This is a genomic window from Capsulimonas sp., from assembly GCF_039929585.1.
Lineage (GTDB): Bacteria > Armatimonadota > Armatimonadia > Armatimonadales > Capsulimonadaceae > Capsulimonas.
Map to the genome: position 1 here is coordinate 1 of NZ_JBDSQY010000103.1, position 17,110 is coordinate 17,110.

The 17,110-nt window shown below is 58.6% G+C and carries 17 protein-coding genes and 1 tRNA gene; 7 read left to right on the plus strand and 11 right to left on the minus strand.

The annotated features are described in order from the left end of the window. Positions 1-231 precede the first annotated feature (231 nt). Positions 232-1,794, minus strand: a complete 1,563-nt coding sequence (locus ABIZ35_RS07300; RefSeq protein ID WP_348219222.1) for a glycosyl hydrolase — start codon at positions 1,792-1,794, stop codon at positions 232-234. Positions 1,795-2,033: 239 nt separating this feature from the next. On the opposite strand from ABIZ35_RS07300, the gene ABIZ35_RS07305 reads away from it, so the two are divergent. Beyond that, positions 2,034-3,428 carry a substrate-binding domain-containing protein gene (locus ABIZ35_RS07305; RefSeq protein WP_348219223.1) on the plus strand — a complete coding sequence of 465 codons (1,395 nt, stop codon included), beginning with the start codon at positions 2,034-2,036 and terminating at the stop codon, positions 3,426-3,428. 30 nt (positions 3,429-3,458) lie between these two features. On the opposite strand, the gene ABIZ35_RS07310 is transcribed toward ABIZ35_RS07305, so the two are convergent. From ABIZ35_RS07310 to ABIZ35_RS07320, 3 genes are all read right to left on the minus strand, one after another. Continuing rightward, on the minus strand, positions 3,459-4,922 hold the full coding sequence (locus ABIZ35_RS07310; protein ID WP_348219224.1) for an ascorbate-dependent monooxygenase: 1,464 nt from the start codon (positions 4,920-4,922) through the stop codon (positions 3,459-3,461). Positions 4,923-4,972: 50 nt separating this feature from the next. Further along, positions 4,973-5,551: a thioredoxin-like domain-containing protein gene (locus tag ABIZ35_RS07315; RefSeq protein ID WP_348219225.1), complete on the minus strand. Its 579-nt coding sequence runs from the start codon at positions 5,549-5,551 to the stop codon at positions 4,973-4,975. Positions 5,552-5,738: 187 nt separating this feature from the next. After that, the gene (locus tag ABIZ35_RS07320) at positions 5,739-6,326 is read right to left on the minus strand and encodes a hypothetical protein (RefSeq protein ID WP_348219226.1); all 588 of its coding nucleotides are present in this window, start codon (positions 6,324-6,326) and stop codon (positions 5,739-5,741) included. Between the two features lie 94 nt (positions 6,327-6,420). On the opposite strand from ABIZ35_RS07320, the gene ABIZ35_RS07325 reads away from it, so the two are divergent. Continuing rightward, positions 6,421-6,603 (plus strand): DUF2945 domain-containing protein, encoded by a 183-nt coding sequence (locus ABIZ35_RS07325; protein WP_348219251.1) that lies wholly within the window; start codon positions 6,421-6,423, stop codon positions 6,601-6,603. 10 nt (positions 6,604-6,613) lie between these two features. Here ABIZ35_RS07325 and ABIZ35_RS07330 read toward each other — a convergent pair whose 3' ends face one another. The 6 genes from ABIZ35_RS07330 to ABIZ35_RS07355 form a co-directional block, all read right to left on the minus strand. After that, positions 6,614-7,438 (minus strand): permease prefix domain 1-containing protein, encoded by an 825-nt coding sequence (locus ABIZ35_RS07330; protein WP_348219227.1) that lies wholly within the window; start codon positions 7,436-7,438, stop codon positions 6,614-6,616. Between the two features lie 4 nt (positions 7,439-7,442). Next, positions 7,443-8,129, minus strand: coding sequence for a hypothetical protein (locus tag ABIZ35_RS07335; RefSeq protein ID WP_348219228.1), 687 nt, complete (start codon positions 8,127-8,129; stop codon positions 7,443-7,445). Next, entirely contained in the window at positions 8,113-8,460 is a 348-nt protein-coding gene (locus tag ABIZ35_RS07340; RefSeq protein ID WP_348219229.1) for a PadR family transcriptional regulator, read from the minus strand. The genes ABIZ35_RS07335 and ABIZ35_RS07340 overlap by 17 nt, the downstream gene beginning before the upstream one ends. Before the next feature lie 67 nt (positions 8,461-8,527). Next, positions 8,528-9,568, minus strand: coding sequence for a sodium:calcium antiporter (locus ABIZ35_RS07345; RefSeq protein ID WP_348219230.1), 1,041 nt, complete (start codon positions 9,566-9,568; stop codon positions 8,528-8,530). 321 nt (positions 9,569-9,889) lie between these two features. Next, positions 9,890-10,789 (minus strand): ATP-grasp domain-containing protein, encoded by a 900-nt coding sequence (locus ABIZ35_RS07350; RefSeq protein WP_348219231.1) that lies wholly within the window; start codon positions 10,787-10,789, stop codon positions 9,890-9,892. Between the two features lie 110 nt (positions 10,790-10,899). Further along, on the minus strand, positions 10,900-12,636 hold the full coding sequence (locus ABIZ35_RS07355; protein ID WP_348219232.1) for a trehalase family glycosidase: 1,737 nt from the start codon (positions 12,634-12,636) through the stop codon (positions 10,900-10,902). A gap of 324 nt (positions 12,637-12,960) precedes the next feature. Here ABIZ35_RS07355 and ABIZ35_RS07360 point away from each other — a divergent pair. The 5 genes from ABIZ35_RS07360 to ABIZ35_RS07380 all read left to right on the plus strand — a co-directional run bounded on the left by ABIZ35_RS07360 (position 12,961) and on the right by ABIZ35_RS07380 (position 15,866). Further along, positions 12,961-13,035 (plus strand) — tRNA-Thr (locus ABIZ35_RS07360). 119 nt (positions 13,036-13,154) lie between these two features. Beyond that, positions 13,155-13,553 carry a hypothetical protein gene (locus ABIZ35_RS07365; protein WP_348219233.1) on the plus strand — a complete coding sequence of 133 codons (399 nt, stop codon included), beginning with the start codon at positions 13,155-13,157 and terminating at the stop codon, positions 13,551-13,553. 212 nt (positions 13,554-13,765) lie between these two features. After that, positions 13,766-14,158 (plus strand): nuclear transport factor 2 family protein, encoded by a 393-nt coding sequence (locus tag ABIZ35_RS07370; protein ID WP_348219234.1) that lies wholly within the window; start codon positions 13,766-13,768, stop codon positions 14,156-14,158. A gap of 13 nt (positions 14,159-14,171) precedes the next feature. Next, a complete protein-coding gene (locus ABIZ35_RS07375; RefSeq protein WP_348219235.1) occupies positions 14,172-15,014 on the plus strand; it encodes a metal-dependent hydrolase in 843 nt (280 codons plus the stop codon). A gap of 21 nt (positions 15,015-15,035) precedes the next feature. Continuing rightward, positions 15,036-15,866 carry a helix-turn-helix transcriptional regulator gene (locus ABIZ35_RS07380; RefSeq protein ID WP_348219236.1) on the plus strand — a complete coding sequence of 277 codons (831 nt, stop codon included), beginning with the start codon at positions 15,036-15,038 and terminating at the stop codon, positions 15,864-15,866. Between the two features lie 13 nt (positions 15,867-15,879). On the opposite strand, the gene ABIZ35_RS07385 is transcribed toward ABIZ35_RS07380, so the two are convergent. After that, on the minus strand, positions 15,880-17,073 hold the full coding sequence (locus tag ABIZ35_RS07385; protein WP_348219237.1) for a threonine synthase: 1,194 nt from the start codon (positions 17,071-17,073) through the stop codon (positions 15,880-15,882). Positions 17,074-17,110 lie beyond the last annotated feature (37 nt).

Genomic DNA, 17,110 nt, shown 5'->3' on the forward strand with positions numbered 1-17,110 from the left:
ACTGGGTGCCGGTCGTTGGTATGCTCGATGATTTAGGAATCGTCCTCGCGGCGATCAACTTCTTCTTCGGCGCCGTGCCGCCGGATGTGCTCGATGAGCACCGCACCCGCGCGGGCGTACAGCCGGAGCGCGTACGCGTTCGAGAGCGACGCGATTAATCGAAACGAAAAAAGGCGCGGACCATGCGGTCCGCGCCTTTTTTGTCGTCGATGATCGTCGCGGAAGCGGCTCCTACTTTCTTTCCAAGTTCAGCAGCCACACATCATTCGTACGCATCGGCAGCGCAATGTCAGCCTTCCCTGTGTGGTCCACGACGATATCTGGGAGCGACTCGGCGGCGCCCGAGGAAGCCGCCCCTAATTTGGCCAGCACGTCCGCGGGAAGAAGGCCTGCCGCGCCCGACGGTTTACCGAGCGCAAGGTATGCGTCGTAAACATCGTTGCGTCGCCAGCCGGTTCCCACTCGCGAGACCTTGTAGGCTCCCGGGGTCAACCCAGTGAAGGATAACACGGCGTCAGGTTTTGCGCTCGCAGGGAGATCACGCGTGTAGAACGGGTTATTGGGCGAATCGGCTTTGGGAGGAGAGTAATCCCAGAGCAGCACTCGGACACGTGAGCCCTTTTTTGTCGCGATAACGCGCGACGCGTCTACCGGAACTTCGGCGTCGTAGAGCTGTCCCAGGAACTGATAGGCGAAGAACGCCGGCTTGCGCAAGCCGTCCAGGTTCATCAGTCCAAAGCCACCATGGAACGGCTCATTGGGCGGTCCGCCCTCCTCGAACTGATCCGAAAACGCCCAGTACGACATCCCATTGACGACGTTTTCGTTCTGTCTCAGCTTCTCCAGAATGAACGGAGCGCAGACATAGCTATCGTGGATGGGATCACGCGGTGAATAGCTCGGCCCCCACTCCGTGATAAACAGCGATAGCTTTGGAAAGGCGCTATTCTGAATGTCGCGGCGCGCTCTCGTGAATTCCGCGACCAGAGTTTCCGGCGTAGTCACCAGGGTCGTCCCTCCCTTACCACTCTCGTCCAGGAAGCCCTCCGTCGCGGCATAGCTGTGGGACGACACGAAGTCGATGGGCGCTTTATTGTCCTTGCAATAGGCGAGAAACTCAGGAATCCATCCCATACCGGCGGTGGCGGGCCCGCCGACACGAAGCTTGGCGTCCGCCCTTTTGAGCGCCCTCGCCGTGGTAGCGTAGAGCTGAAAATAACCGTCCTTCCCCCCAGTCCAAAAGCCGTCGAGATTCGGCTCGTTCCAGACCTCAAAATACCACTGACGCACTTCGCCTAAGCCGCGCAGGGCGATCTCATGTTTGGCGAACGCCTGAATGAACTGCGCCCACTCGTCCTGGCTCTTCGGCGGAGTCACGTTGCCTTTCCACCAGAAAATGGTATTCGCTCCACTTGCCAAAGGTTCTGGCATAAAGCCACACTCAACAAACGGCCGCAGCTTCACCGCTTTGAGCTGGTCGATGAACCGGTCCACGTTCGTCCAATCGAAGCGGAGCGAACCGTCGGCGTCGCGCGTCACGATGTGCATCTCTTCATTGAAAATGCCGTGGCAGCGCACGTAACGAAACTTGGCGGCCGCCTGCAAAGTCTTCAGATCGCGCTGGTGCTCATCCCTCAGAAAGATCATCGCTCGGTCGGAGCCGACGCTAAAGCGCGGCGTCTGACTGCGCTTCACTGTCTTCTGGCTCAAATCGATATCGATCGTTTGCGCCTTTACGTTCCCGATCCCCATCACTCCTAGTAGAGCCAAAAATACGATTTTACGAATGCCCATAAAACTCCCTTAAAACATTGAAATCGATCGAGACGATCGTTTTTATCACCATATAAAAGACGGCGAATCTGGTGAACCTGGTTTACTAAAATATACCACGAGACCATTTTTGTGTCAAGAAGTATTTAGAAATCAAAAGCACCACATTATATCCAATTGCTTTACAACCATCAGAAATCATGATAAAATATTAAGCCATTTGGATATCATTGCGACTGCGGAGAGTGGGGGAATCAGGCATGGATACGATAAAAACACAGACGCAATCGGATGTTTGCCCGTACTGCGAGAGTGAGATCGGGCAAGTCAAAGCAGGGATCAGTCAGGGGGTGCAGAGATACAAATGCATGCACTGTCAGCGGCGTTATATTCGAGACAAGAAGGAGCGCGGGTACCCGCGCGAACGACGTGAGCAGGCGATCCATCTGCATCTGCTGGGGTTAAAGGACCGCCAAATCGCGCGCCAGCTTGAGGTCACGGCGCCGACGGTCGCACACTGGGTGCGATCCTGGAAAGCAGCACTGCCGCCACCGTCTAGCGCGCCGCCGGATCCTATCGCCAAAGACGCATTCGCCGGCAGGGAGCGCGTGACGATCAGCGATGTGGCGCGCCTAGCGAATGTTTCGGTGACCACGATCTCCAATCATCTCAACGGCAGGGGGCATATGCGGGAAGATACAAGGCGGCAAGTCGAAGCGGCGATTGAGCGGCTGCACTTCTCGCCAAACGCTCTCATCCGTGCGATCCGGAAACGGCGGACGCGCATTATTGGGGTTCTGCTGTTCGGCGTTAACAATCTGGCAGAGAACATGGGGGAGTCGATCACGCCGGGCCTGCTGGCGGGTATGCACATCGCCGCCGACCGCGCGGAATATGATATCCTTCTGTATACGGGATGGCCCCAGCGACCAAAGCGATCTTCCGGACTGGATTTTCTCAACGGCAGCGCGGATGGGCTGATCTGGGTGGCGCCGAGCATGAGCGAACCCGTGTTAGAACGGATAGCCAGCGCGGGGCTTCCCGTCATCTCCTTGCTTTCACGACATGTGCCGGACCCTGTCGGCTGCGTCAACCTGGACAACTTCGGCGCAATGCGGGAACTGGTCCGACACCTCGTGGAGCTCGGGCATCGGCGCATCGCCTACGCCGGTCCCGTGCACGCCTCGAATTACCTGGATCGGCGGGACGGTTATCGAGAGGCGCTGGCCGCACATGGCTTGGCATGGGATCCGGAATTGGAGTTTGTCCATGCCGAACCAAGCTGGGAGGAACGCGTGAGCTTGCCGGCGCTGGAACTTATCTACTTGCCGACGCTGGAGCGATGGTCGAAGCATCCAGACCCGCCCACGGCAGTCTTTGCTGCGGATTTCACATTGGCCGCCGGAGTGATCTCGGCCGTGCGGCGACTCGGCCGGCGAGTTCCGGAAGATATCTCCGTATGCGGGTTCGATGATAGCCCGGTCGCACGTTCGATCGCCGGAGGGTTGACCACCATTCGCCAGCCATACCGACGTATGGGCGAACTAGCAGTAGAAGGGCTGATCGCGCTGATTGAAGCGCCGTCAATCTCACAGCGCCATATCATGGCGCCGGGCTCGCTCGTCCTTGGCGCCACGACATCCCGCCGACAGTAATCGAGATGCCGTGGCGAGGACGAAAGCGCTCTACTTACCCGCCCTCTTCGCCATCATATCCTGTAAGAACTGCACCATGCCGGTGCGCTCGGCGTCGTCGAGCTTGCCGTCACCGTTCTTGTCGAACAGCATCATCATCTTCTCCATCTTGGAGCCTTTGCCGCCAACGCCGATATCGGGAACGTCGGTGGCGGCGATGCCCTTGGTCAGATGCTCGGAATCGACGGTATAGAAGACGAACGCGATACACATCTCGTCCGTGGTTTTCTCGCCCCAGGTGACCAGCTTCGGCGGATCGCTTGGGTTGCGCGCATTGTCGACAGAATTGTCGTAGTGCGCCGTCAGATGGATGCGCGTGCCTTGGGGCAGTTCAATCGGCTTTTTGTACATGTACGTCGACTGCCAGTTGAAATCCCAGTCCGGCACGGAGACCAATGGCTGCTGCGTTCCGTCGGGCTTCCGGGCGGCGACCGTCATATCGTGCCCCAGCAGGTGCATGTGCGGCATGACGCCGAGCACGGTCACGTTCGCGGGCACGGCTTGCGAGCCGCCGGTTTCGTAATGGGCGTCGCCAGCCGGAACGCGCAGCGCCGGGGCGATGACGGCCTGGATGCGCACGCGCTTGTCTACCGGCCCCTTGGCGAAGTAGACGCCCAGCTTGGTCTGATCTTTTTCCGCCTTGCCGACCGGATGGTAGTGGACCTGGAGCACGATGTCCGCGCCCTTCGGCAGGAGGATGCCCACGCCGTCGTCCAGCCGCCGCGCATCGTTGCCCGGCGCCCAGCCGCCGAGGCCGCCCGAGGGGGTGACGCCGATGCCGCCGTAAGACGTATAACCCGGCGCGGGATCGGCGGCGTCCAGCTTGCGCGCTTCGCCCGTGGTGTCGAGATATGCGATCACGTGATGGACCACCGCCCGCTCCCCGGGCCGCACTTCGATCGCCGAGACATAACGGTCTTCCTTGTAATCCGTCGGGATGACGAAGCACTGGTAGACGTCCGCGCCTTCGGCGGGCACGGAGTAAACCGGCTGCTGGTACACGGCGTCGGGCGTCCCCAGACGCCATCCGGCGGTGAAGGTCGGCGCTGCGGGCAAGTCGGCCGGATTTCCTTCGGGAGCGCCGGCGGCCGCCCACTGCTTCAGGGTCGCGATCTGTACGTCCGTCAGCCGCCGCTCGTCCTGGAACTCGCCATGTGAGTCTGCTTTCCAGGGCGGCATAAACCGGCTCTGGGTCACCGCTGTGAGCTGCGACGCACGCTTTTTGGCGTCCTGATAGCTGAGCAGCGAGAATGGCGCGACTTCGCCCGGATGGTGGCAGCTGGCGCACTGGGCGTACAGGATCGGCGCGACATCCTTGGCGTACGTCACGGTCGTTTTATCGGTGGCCTTCGGCTCCTCCGCGCGCGCCACGGGCGGCGCCGTGCGCAAAACTGTCGCGAGCGCCGCCGTCAGGGCGACCGTGCCGATCAGGGCGAATGTCTTGTTGGGTTTCATCAGTCGCTCACTCTTTCCGAATATCGGTCTATAAAAACTTGCAGAAAATATCAGGGCAATGGCGGAATGGCGCACCCGAGCACCGGCGTGCGCGCCGCAGCGATGGGACGTCCGTGCACGACCGAATCCAGCGCGGCCCGCAAATCCCGATGGCGCGGCGCCGTTCGACGAACGCCGAATCCGGCGTACTGATCGTCGATTCGCCCACGATAAAGCATCTTCCCGGAACTCGACAGCAGCACCACCTCCGGAGTCGCCGTCGCTCCCGTCTGCTTCACCCACGTATGTGCGCTGTCGTGAATGGCGGGGCACCGATAGCCATAATCCTTAGCGTGCCGCTTCAGCGCCGCGTCGCCAGCATCTGTCTCTATGTAAACCACACGAAACGCCACTTGCTTCGGCGTATACGCCGTGACGATCCGGTTGATCTCAGGAGCATAAGAGTTGGCGATCGGGCAATCATGCGCCACAAAAAACAGAGCCGTCGCCTTCGCCGTAGCGCTAGGAATAGGACATGCTTTGCCGGCAAAATCGATGGGAGCCGCTGCCTTCGGCGCGCCGACCGCCATGGTCGCTCCCCCAACCAACATGAAAGCGCCGAGCAATAAAAGCGCTTTCACTCTCTTCATCGACCAATCACAGTACATATCAATCTCTCATCCCCGCTGTCTCGGTACGATTACTATACTCTCGAAACGCGTGGGAAAGTCTCCCGATACGCAAAGTTTTGTCTATGGAGTTCTTTACAAAACTTGACACTTCTCATACAGACGAAAGCATCGGCGGAAAGTTTAGCAAGCAATCATCTTCCAAGAATTATTTTTTCACTGGTGGAAGCGGCGGGGGCGTTCCCATCAGATAATTGCTGGACAACTTTGGCGTTCGCGGAGGCGTGATGGGCTGCCCCATTGTCGGCGCATGCGGCTTTTTCACTGCCCTAAGCTTGACCATGGATTTCGATTTCGGAGCGCCGTGCAAGTTCTTCTTCACTGCCTTTGTGTGTTCCGTCGAAGCTGCGGGTTTATGTTCAGACACTGGCAGGGCCATTGGGGCGCCCATCGTTGCTGTTGGATGTGAGGCGGCTAGCAGGGCCGTTCCCGTCACGGATGCGATAAACAAAGTGACTGCCCATGACCGGGCTGTGACAAACCGCCGCCGCGCAATGCGCACGCCCAGGGGACAGTCGCTGGTCATCATTGTCCCGTCTTTGCGCCGATAGAAGCGAACGCAGACTTTCCCTTCCTTCTCATTCACAAGCGCCTGCGCCCGATCGGCTGTCATCGCCGACAGGTTATAGACATTGCGGCTGCATTCGGTGCAAAAGCGGACGGTCTCATCGCCGGCCATATCCGCCCAGGAGGCGCGGCACGGCTTCGCAATTTCGATTTGGTTCAGCGGTATCATGGATGTCCTCATCTTCTCACACGCTTCGATGCTTCATCATACAGCATTTCGCCGGTTTCTTCCATCCCCCGGCGCGGGTAGAAGGCAGTGGGGCATTTGGGATTCCTCGCAGGGCGCGGTGCTTGGGGAATTTGGAAAGAAGCTGATCTCGCCGACGAAGATCAAGAGCCACAAAGTCGCGGCGTCGCCGGACAATCCCGAATACTTAGTCAAAAGCGACAAGACCGGCGCGGAGGCCGCGCACAAGCCGGAGGAGCTGCGCAAATCATCGGAGTGATAACGCCAGCCTATCGTACGCCTAGAGTGAATATTTTGCGTGCGCCCCAGGCGGCCGTTCCGGAAATAAATCGCGCAGCATACCAGAAAATCTGAGAGAGAAAAAGAACTTTACTAAAGCCGCGCAGATTCGGGGACAACAGCGCCGCTCCGCTCCAAAATATTAAGGAGTAAAAGAACCTCCAATCCAGTTCTTTTAGAGGATTGGGAAGGCTCCCCAGGGGCGCAATCGCTGTTTGACGCCGCATCGACTTGAGCGCCTGCGTTGCCATCAAATGCTTGAGCGACGCCCAAAGCGTCTCCCCTGGGTTCGCTCGGGCCGCGAGCTTCTCTGCCACCTCATCAATCATCCTGGCGCGGATTTTATCGGGCGGGCTTGGCGAATCAAAACTCTCAAGAACGCCGACAACGAAACCGGCGCCCAACACGACGTAATATGGCCATACGGCGCCTGGGTCGGTGATAATGATCACAATGGGAAAATAAGATATCCCCCGCCCCACTTTGACCGCACTGCGCAGACATCGTGCAGAAATGGGAACCGCTTGATCCAAACCGCGAAGAAACTCCTTGATAGACGTTTTCCCAAGCTCATGTCCCACCCGATGCGGCGACCCAAATTTCTTCAAAGCCCTCGTGACCGCGTCCTCCTCAGACATTCCATCTTTGCGCAGTTCGGACACAAGAGCGTCAAGATGCAGACGTAGTTCATCGCGAGTCTCAGCCGCTTCCTCGGCGGGCATACAGCGCAGACTGAGGGAGACGTCGTTCAGGTAGGTTTCAATTTTCTTAGTATTCGCAGGCTGAAGGATCATTTTATTCACACTGATGGACAACGAGCTAAGCCGAGACGTTCGCGCCAAGCCGTGATGCAGTTCTTCGAATGAGAACAAACGCAACGATTACCGCTGTGCTAACTCCCAGGAAGCCGTAGGCATGTTCATGAATAGAGACAATGCTCATCGCCGTCAAATTGAAGAGATAAAGGCGACGCCGAGTACCAGAGAGGTTCACGGTTGTCTCAATATGCTCTCTCTGCAACTCTCGTACGATTCTCGCGATGCGGCCGGAGAGGCTGGCGCTGGATTTCGACTGAGCCTTAAATCGCTGAGGCGCCCGCACAATCACAGCGGCAATACACATACTTATGACGATAATAACCGCAGCACAGACGTTCCAGCCAATCATTTGCAGCACGCCGAGAACATATCCTGCATACATCGCGCAGTGGCAAGCCCACAACGCTCGATACACGCCGATCGGAAAGCCATAAAGCGGCAGTTGCCGAGCGAGGCTTGCGCCAATCTTATTCGAAGAGCCAAAGCGCTGGATAGCGCGCTGCACCGCCTGATCGGCGCAAATGCCGTTGTGAACAAGCTCCTCGCTGCTCGTGTAGAGATGCTGGCGGATCTCTTCGAGCGTGCCTTCGACAGCCTGAGGATTCGCGCCGTACAAATGGCCGGCTACACGCGTCAAATAGTGTTTGATCTGATCGTCGATTATCTCTTTGTCAGGTCGTCTGTCCACGCGGCGCTCCCCCAATGACGCTGTTGACGGCTTCGGAGAACTTCTGCCAGGCGCTCTTTTGACGCGCCAGCTCTCCCTGCCCTTTTTCGGTCAGCGTGTAGACTTTGCGCGCGGGGCCGCTGAGTTGGAGTTCCCAGGCGCTGGAGATGAAGCCGTCGTTTTCCAGGGCGCGCAGGGCGGGGTAGAGGGCGCCTTCGCCCATCTTAAGGGCGGAGGCGCTGCGGCGTTCGATCTCGCGGGCGATGGCGTAGCCGTGCGAGGGGGCGTCGCCGAGCACGGCGAGAATCAGCGTCTGCGTGCTGCCTTTTTTGAGTTCGTGCTGGTCTTTCATCGCGGCTCCTTGAAACATGCCTTCAGAGTTCATTGTACATCAGATTCTGATGTATGTCAACGGTGATTTATTTGGCGTGCGCAATGGCGACGAGGCCGATGATGCCCAGGATATAAAGCACGAGGACGATGAGGGAATCGACGCCGATGCCCAGGATGCGTTTGGGACGGCGCAAAAGGAGTCCGGCGATATAGACGGCAGTCAGCAGAATGCCCAGAGCGGCAAGATAGAGATCGGATTTCTGAGCCTGCGGCAGGGCGGGGCGCCCAGACAGGAGGGTTGCGAGGAGGAAGAGGACAGGAAGAAAGGCGTTGCCGCCGAAAATGTCGCCGACAGCCAGCTCGTAGTCACCGAGCTTGACGGCTTCGAGGCCGGTGGAGATTTCCGGCAACGCCGTGGCGGCCGCGAGCGCCGTGGCGCCGAAGAGGAGCCCGCTGAGATGGATGTGATGGGCGATAACCTCCCCGCTTTGCTCCAGCACAAGACCGGCGATCAGGGTCGCGGCCGCGCCCGCGGCGAAGAGCAGGGATGCTTTGGCGAGTGTGCGTTCTTTACCCTGCGGCGCGGCCGGCTTTCTTGGCGCCCCTTCATTCTCTTTGAGCCGCCAGGGAAGATGCTTGCGCGCTTTGGCGATGATCACCACTCCCACGACCCAGAACACCGTTATGAGAATGTCTTCCGGGGTCAAACGGAACAGGACCACCGACGACGGCATCTGCGCGCCCATGATTGCGGCAATCAGCACCGTCACCACCAGGATTCCCTCCAGCGCCGGCATGATCGAGGCGATCTGTGAGGTCAATGGCCTCGGGTCTCGAATGCGCGCGTCGAGCAGGACGAGCACGACGGTTTGAATGGCGATGCCTCCGAGGATGTTGCCGACCGCGATCCCGATGTCGTGATGCAGGGCGGCGGTGGCGGTAATGGCGATCTCAGGAAGATTCGTCACAATCGCCAGCACGATCAAGCCACCGAGCGCTTCCCCAAGGTGCAGGCGTTTCGAAAGATCGTCGACAGTGTCGGAGACAATCACGCCCGCCTTCCACACAATGGCGGCGGCGAAGCCGAAGATCAAAATCAAGAACGGGAGAGAAACCGACTGAAACATGGCGCCTCCTAATGGCGGTCATTGGGGGCGCAAACGACATGGATGGAAGAAATCCCAGAACTTTTCCATTGATCCTTATCACGATGCCGAGGCTGTCGGTGGGGAGGATGTCGCGCCAGTCATGCATCAGTTTTCGATAAGCTTCGCCGACGGGGCGTATCTTTCGTTCCAGATCGTAGCGGCCCCGTTCGTTTTTGCAGCGTTACGTCTCGTGATTACCCACCTGCTTTCACGCGTGAAACACAGTAAGGCTATGAATAAGAACGGGCGACACTCTAAACTGTAACGAAATCAATAGAACACGTGCGTTCGGCGGTTGACCTATGTCAATTGCCCCAGCGCCGCTATAAATTCCATCGTCGACGCACCCTCGGGCAGCTGCGAGACCTGGGCGTCTCCTAGCTCCATCACCATCCACTCGCCGCCACGCCGCTTCGCCACGTCCATTGTGAAAAAGCGGCTTTGCACACGCAACGCAATGTTCGTGAAGTGCTCGATGGGCGGCCGGAGCGCCCCATAATCGCCTTCATTCCAGTACTGACTGACGACGATCGGCGCCCCGTCCAAAAAGAAAAGACGGAACTCTTGCGTGAGCGGCATGCCGCTTTGTGAATGCGTTGTCAGCGGTTCGAATTCGACGAATTCACGAAAGACCAACCCTTCGTTGAGATCAGAGCCTTGCAGCTCCAGGAACCGTTCTACAACCCGCGCAGCACCCGTTCGGTCGGATGCGTCGGGAATAAAACACGCCTCATCCCACTCGTGTTTGCGCGACTTGACATAGTCCTTCACGATGATGGGGCGCGCCCCAAACGGACGCAGAAGCTCCATGACGGTGTCCATGGAAGCCGTGCCATTCCAGCGCAGCCAGACCGTCGCGGGCGTCTGTCCCTCAATCGCCTCATAAGATTCCGGCAGGTAGTGGCAATGCCGGTATTCCGCCGGCGAGTTGACAAGCCGTACGCCACGGTCCGCGAGCGCGTCAGACAGAGACGCGTACTGAGAAGGCGTCATCATCCAGCCGCGATAGACAGCGATCTCTTCCCCCTCGCTAGGCGCGACACGCGCCACAGCGCGCGCCGGATCGTCTTCATAGACGAGCGCTTCGAAGTTAATCAGCGAGCGACTCAAGCCAAGCTCCTCGCCTGCCGCCGCTTCGTCCGCATAGGAAGGGTCAGGACTGCGTGGGTCCAGCGGATGCGCGGGAAAAAGCAGTCTCATGGGGCGGTCTCGGGGGTAAAAGTATAATCCATGAGAGATTTTAGCGTACAAACCTCAAAAACACGAAATCCCCACCATATGTGATGGTGAGGATTTCTTAAGAGATTGGCTTATTGACCACCCAGGGTCGGCGCATCGGGCAGTGCGGGGAGGTGGAAGTCGAGTACGCTCGCGCGCACGGTCTTCACCGTCTCGCCTGATTTCAGCCGGAAGACACTCGGTTTGCCTGCCCCGGTGTCTACCGTGACTGTCAGCGGCCCGTCCGTCGTCATGGTCAGCGTGCGCTGCCCGTCTTTGACGGCGGAGGCGACCAGGCTAAGGTGGGTCGCTCCCACCGTCAGGTTCCGCAGCCCGTTCTCCCCGGAGAGACGCGGCCGCCAGGAAACGCGGCGGGTCGCCGCCTGCGCTCGGACGCCAAGGACGTTCTCGATCAGCAAAGAGACGGGACCATCCCCGCTCCAGCCGACCATGTCCTTAACGCCATGTCCCTCAGGCAAATCGGGCGCATAATTTTCCCAAATCGTCCCTGTCTTGTCCAGGACAGTCGACATATTCGCCAGATAGGTGGCCGTCACCTGCGCCGCCAGATCTTCGTAGCCATAGTCCTCTAGCCCCTTGATTACCATGTAGTTCGTGGGCGCCCAGACGGCGCCATTCCAATACTGGCCATCCGCCCTATAGCCGGGCTCATCGGCGGCCAGGGCGGGAATCATATTCGCACGCCGAAACTCGTTCGGATTCTGAAGGTGGGCAACAAGTGACTTGGCCTGCGCGGGCGAGGCGATGTGGGCGAGGAGCGGCCAGAACCCGAGCACGGTCTTGATCCCGGTGGAAGATCCATCCGTCTTGAGGTCGTAGAAAAAACCGGACTTCGGGTCCCACATTCGCTCAGAGACAAGATGCGCGAGCTTGCGGTTCTCGCCATCGAAGTAGCGCGACACATCTTTATTGCCCGCTTCCTGCGCGATGCGTGCGATGTAATAAGCGTTCTGCGCCTGCTGGGCTGTCATATCCACCCAGGAATAAGCAGTCGCGTTTCGAATCAGATCGTCTTCGCCCGCGCCCAGACCCGTGTTCCAATACAAGCCGTCATCGCGGCGGCGGTTCGCGGCGAGCCACAGATAGTTTCGAACCAAGGGCGTCAGCACATCCCGGAAACGGCCCCGATCTCCTGTCAGCAGATAGTTCTGCCACTCCACCCAGGAAAGCAGCGGCGGGTTGACTGAGTTGACAATGCCTCCGAAGTAGTAGTCCTCTCCAGTAGCGCGGCTGATCTCCCGGCAGATAAAACCATCGGGATGTTCCTTCGCATAGAAATTGTCCAGCGAGCCGATCGCATGGAACTGCGGATCCGCGTAGTGGGCGAACAGCACCATGAAACAGGTATCCCACTGGAAGGTGTTGCCGTTGAAAGCCGGATCGATGAAGTTGCTGACAAACCCACTGTTTGGCTCAGGCTGCTTGAGGTGCTGGAAGGCCAGGTCCCATGACTTCCAGTAGAGCGCGGTCCACTCTGGATGGTCAGCGATCACGGGCTGGGGCAGACTGTTCCGGCTCTCGTCGAATGTCGGCAGCGCTTTGGGGGCGTAACGCCTTGTTGTAAAAACGTTGGGCTGAGTGGCGATTGCTTTGACCGCTGCGGGCGCATCCCACGAGAGAGGCGCTTCCACGGACGGCGCGGACTGAGCCAGGACGGGCGTGCCGGAGGTCAAGGACGCCAGTATGGCGGCAGCCAGAGCCATGTTTGTCGCGGATGATTTCAAAGTAGACTTCGTCCATCGCCTCGCGGTGCTCATCGGGCGAAGGAGTGACTGGCCTTCATAAAAGTCCAGTGTGTGGATATGCAACGGATTAACCTCTCTTGTCGGGAAGAATGCGAAGATTTCGTGCTTGCGTCATTACCTAACCGGTTAGGTAATGACGCAAGCGATTTGTGAAATTTTGAAAACGCTCCGCCATTTCGCGTTGAGCAATTTGGAGGTCAAATGGAGCATTCGCGGGCTATTCTATCATGCATCCATATTCGTGTCAATCATTACGAAGCAGATGTTCAGAATCATAAAAATCCGATCCGTCAAAAAATCAGGCGTGCTCCCGTTGACAAAGCTTCCCAAAACAGGGTATAAATGAAGTGTTGCGAGGTTAAATCCGTCTCGTGATTGATGTAATTTGCCGATGTGGCTCAGTGGTAGAGCAGCTCTTTCGTAAAGAGCGGGTCGGGGGTTCGAGTCCCTCCATCGGCCCCATTTTGTTTGCTTAAAGGATCCGTGCAGGATGAGGAGCAGGAGCTTCCCGCCCAGCACGGATTTTTTTCTTGTGGCTCCTCCGGTCGCGACGCAGCGTTCGAGAAAGATATGGACTAGATATGGCTAAGCTTAATGAAGCCGACGATCCGGCGCAGTTCGCGCTGCTTTCTCCCGAGGAAAAGACCATCCTTATGGATTGGATCAAATCCTGGTTCGAGGCGTCGAAAACGGAGTACAAGCACAACAGCTTCGTACTGAAGAACTACTTCGAAGAGGGCGCAACCGCCGCCGAGAAGGGCTTCTATATCAACAACGGCGCCTTCAAGGGCGCGATGATCAAGTGCGGCTTCCGCCCCATCGACGCCAACCTCAAGAACTGGAGTTTTGAGGTCAAGGTCATCCGACCCTGCCCGCGCACGCTGGTCACCAAGAACAAGGACGGCTCGCTCAAGCAGTGCCCCCGCGCCGCCGACTTCAAAACCGGCGAGTGCAGCTTCCACGCCGCCCGCAGCGTCTAGTTTTCTTTTCGGTCACATTTCCAAATCATCAGGGGATCGCGCAAGCGATCCCCTTTTTGCCGCCCGCCCTACCCTCCCAAAGATTTATTTTGCCGCCCAATCCCATCTATGATTACCTGAGACGTAATTGAAACGCCGACGCCCGCTCGCGTATGATGACAACTCAACGCGACGCCGCCGGCGTCAATCAACGAAACTCAGGAGTTAAGAATATGACTGCCACACGAACGTTCACGAAAACCGCGCCGCCGGAATGGCTGCTGGCGATGTGGAAAGAGATCGACGACAAGACCTTTGGCGCAGGGTTCGACTGCTTCGCCGAGAATGCGATCTGTAACCTCGGCGTCGCGGACTGGCATGGGCGCGAGACGATCCGCGAGAACCTGCGCGCGTTTATCGATCGAGGATTCACCGCGCATCACGATGTTGCTGAGTATTGGGACGGCGGATCGCTCAAGATCTTCCATGGCGTCGTGACTATGACGTTCGATGATCCCAGCAAAGCGATCGTGAAACCCACGATGACGCATTTCTTTTACATGGACGAATCCGATCCTTCCAAGGTGAGCCGCTGGGTGGGATCGGTTGGCCCCATCGAATTTTAACGATTGAGAAAACATGATGTTCAAACTTTTACAAAATTCACATATCGTCTCGGCGCTGATCCTTTGCCTGGCGCTGACGCCGGCTTGCGCCGCCGTTTCCGCGAAGGCCGCGACGCAACTCACCTGGTACGGGCAGTCGGCGTACAAGATCGTCACTCCGAAGGGCCATGTGCTGCTGATCGATCCCTGGATCAATAACCCGGTCAACAAGTCGGCCGCCGAGGACTTAAATAGCCTCACCCACGTAGACTATATTCTGATCTCACACGGCCACTTCGATCATGTGGGCGACGCCGTCGCGATTGCGAAGAAGACCGGCGCGCATCTGGTCGCCAATTCGGATCTGGGAGGCGCGATGGTCGCCGACGGATATCCGAAAGATCAAGCGGGGCTGGAGACGCGCGGCGGCAGCGGAGGCTCAATCACGCTGCTGGAGGGCGAGGTGACAGTGACATTTACCCCCGCCGTCCATGGCTCGTCCGTCACGGGGCTGGGAGACGACGGGAAGGAGACTCTCTTTGCCGCCGGCAGCCCGGGCGGATTCGTGGTCGCCGTACAGAATGGCCCGACACTCTACCACACCGGAGACACCGATCTCTTTTCCGACATGGCGCTGATCGCCAAGCGCCACAAGATCGACCTGATGCTTTGCTGTATCGGCGACCACTTCACCATGGGGCCGGATGCGGCCGCAGAGGCGGTCAAGATCATCCATCCCGCAGTCGTGATCCCTATGCACTACGGCACGTTCCCGCTTCTGACGGGAACACCAAACGCATTCCGAGCGGCGCTCAAGAGAGAAGGCGTCAAAGCCAAGCTTCGGGTATTACAGGTGCATGACACAATCACCCTGTAAAAACGATCGAGGGAGAGACCGATGATTACTGCAGCTCAAAATACCAAACCGGGCGCCAATGAACTGGGCGTTCTCATGCGGCACTGGCGCGATATGCGCGGCAAAAGCCAGTTCGATCTCTCCCTCGATACGGACGTGTCGCAGCGGCACATCAGCTTTATCGAAAGCGGCCGCAGCATTCCCAGCCGTCAAACATTGATGGATATCGCGCAGGCCATGGACATCCCTCTGCGCGACCGCAATACGCTTTTACTGGCGGCTGGCTACGCGCCCCTCTATCCCGAGGGCGCCTGGAACGCGCTGGAAATGCACAGCATCACTAAGGCTTTAGAACGGATACTGCGCCAGCACGAACCGTTTCCCGCCGTCGTGCTCGACCGCCACTGGAACGTGCTGCTGACCAACGAAGCCGCGCCACGATTCTTCAACTGCTTTATCGACATGTCCGCGCGCAAAACACCACGCAACATGCTCCATCTGCTCTTCGATCCCGAAGGCATGAGGCCGTTTATCGCCAATTGGGAGGACGTGGCGAAGGGCCTCTTCGAACGCGTCTACCGCGAGTCCGTTGGCCGTGTGATCGACGAAAAAACAAAAGAGCTGCTCGCCGCCCTGCTCGAATACCCCGACGTAAAAACCGAGTGGAAAGTCCCCGCGATCCTCAGCACGATCCCTGTGACGCCACTCAGTTTTGTCAAAGACGGCCAGGTGCTGAACTATTTCTCCATGGTCACTACCGTCGGCATCCCACAGACCATCGCCGCCCAGGAACTGCGCATCGACAGCATCTTCCCGTTAGATGACGCGACGGAAATGTATCACCTCGAAATGCTTGCGAATACGGCGGCGTAGGATTGGGGGGTGATTATTCTATCTCATCGCCGAACCACGCTTCCAGATACTTTAATCCCGTTCCCGTGTTGAAGAGGACGATGCGCTCATCGCGGTCCACGCGGCCCGAGGCGACCAGTTCATGCAGCGCGGCGAGGGTTGCGGCGCCTTCGGGCGCGGCAAAGATTCCAGTTTGGGAGGCGAGTTCGGTCCAGGCGGCGCGGATGGCTTGTTCCGTCACGGCGATGGCGGTTCCGCCGGATTTGCGGACGGCGTCCAGGATCAGGAAGTCGCCAATGGCGCGCGGGACACGGAGGCCGCTGGCCATCGTCGCAGCGTCTTGCCACATGTCCGCATGGTCTTCCCCGTTCTCAAACGCGCGGACGATCGGAGCGCAGCCCGCCGATTGCACGGAGATCATGCGGGGTCGGCGGCTATCGATCCAGGCGAGCTGCTCCATCTCGTCGAACGCTTTCCACATGCCGATTAAGCCCGTTCCCCCACCCGTCGGGTAGACAATCACATCGGGCAGCACGCCTCCGAACTGTTCGAATAGCTCATATCCCAGCGTTTTCTTTCCCTCGATTCGATATGGCTCTCGAAGCGTCGCCATGTCGAACCACCCATGATTGCGAATGCCCTGCTGCACGTGCGCGTTGGCGTCGGTGATCAGCCCCGGAACGAGCGCAAGATCCGCGCCGAACGCCCGGCACTCCGCGACAAAGGCCCGCGGAGTATCGTCGGGCATGGCGACATGCGCGGGCAGGCCATACGCCGACGCATAAGCCGCCAGAGAGCTTCCTGCGTTGCCGGCGGTTCCCACCGCCAGCTCTCGCGATCCTAGCTCATAGGCGCGCGCCACGGCGACGGCCATTCCCCGATCCTTGAATGACCCTGTCGGATTGGCGGCCTCATTCTTCAGCGTCAGATGCGGGAAACGCAGCTTTGCGCGCAGGCGCTCCACAGGCAAAAGAGGCGTCCATCCTTCGCCGAGCGTGACGACGAGCGCCGGGTCGCGCACCGGCAGAACCTGTGCGTAGCGCCACAGATTCGCGGGACCAGCGGCGAGGCCCGCCGGAGTCAGCGATGCCTTCGCGAGGTCGTATCGCGCCAGCAAAGGCGCCCCGGACCGGCTTAAGTTTTGTGGGATATCGGCGTCATAAGATTCGCCGGTCCGGCTGCATTCCAGGTGAGTCAGCAAACTATTCGTTGGTACGGATCTGTCCATGTTGGTCCTCAAGGGGTATTCTTACCAGCGGGAGTAT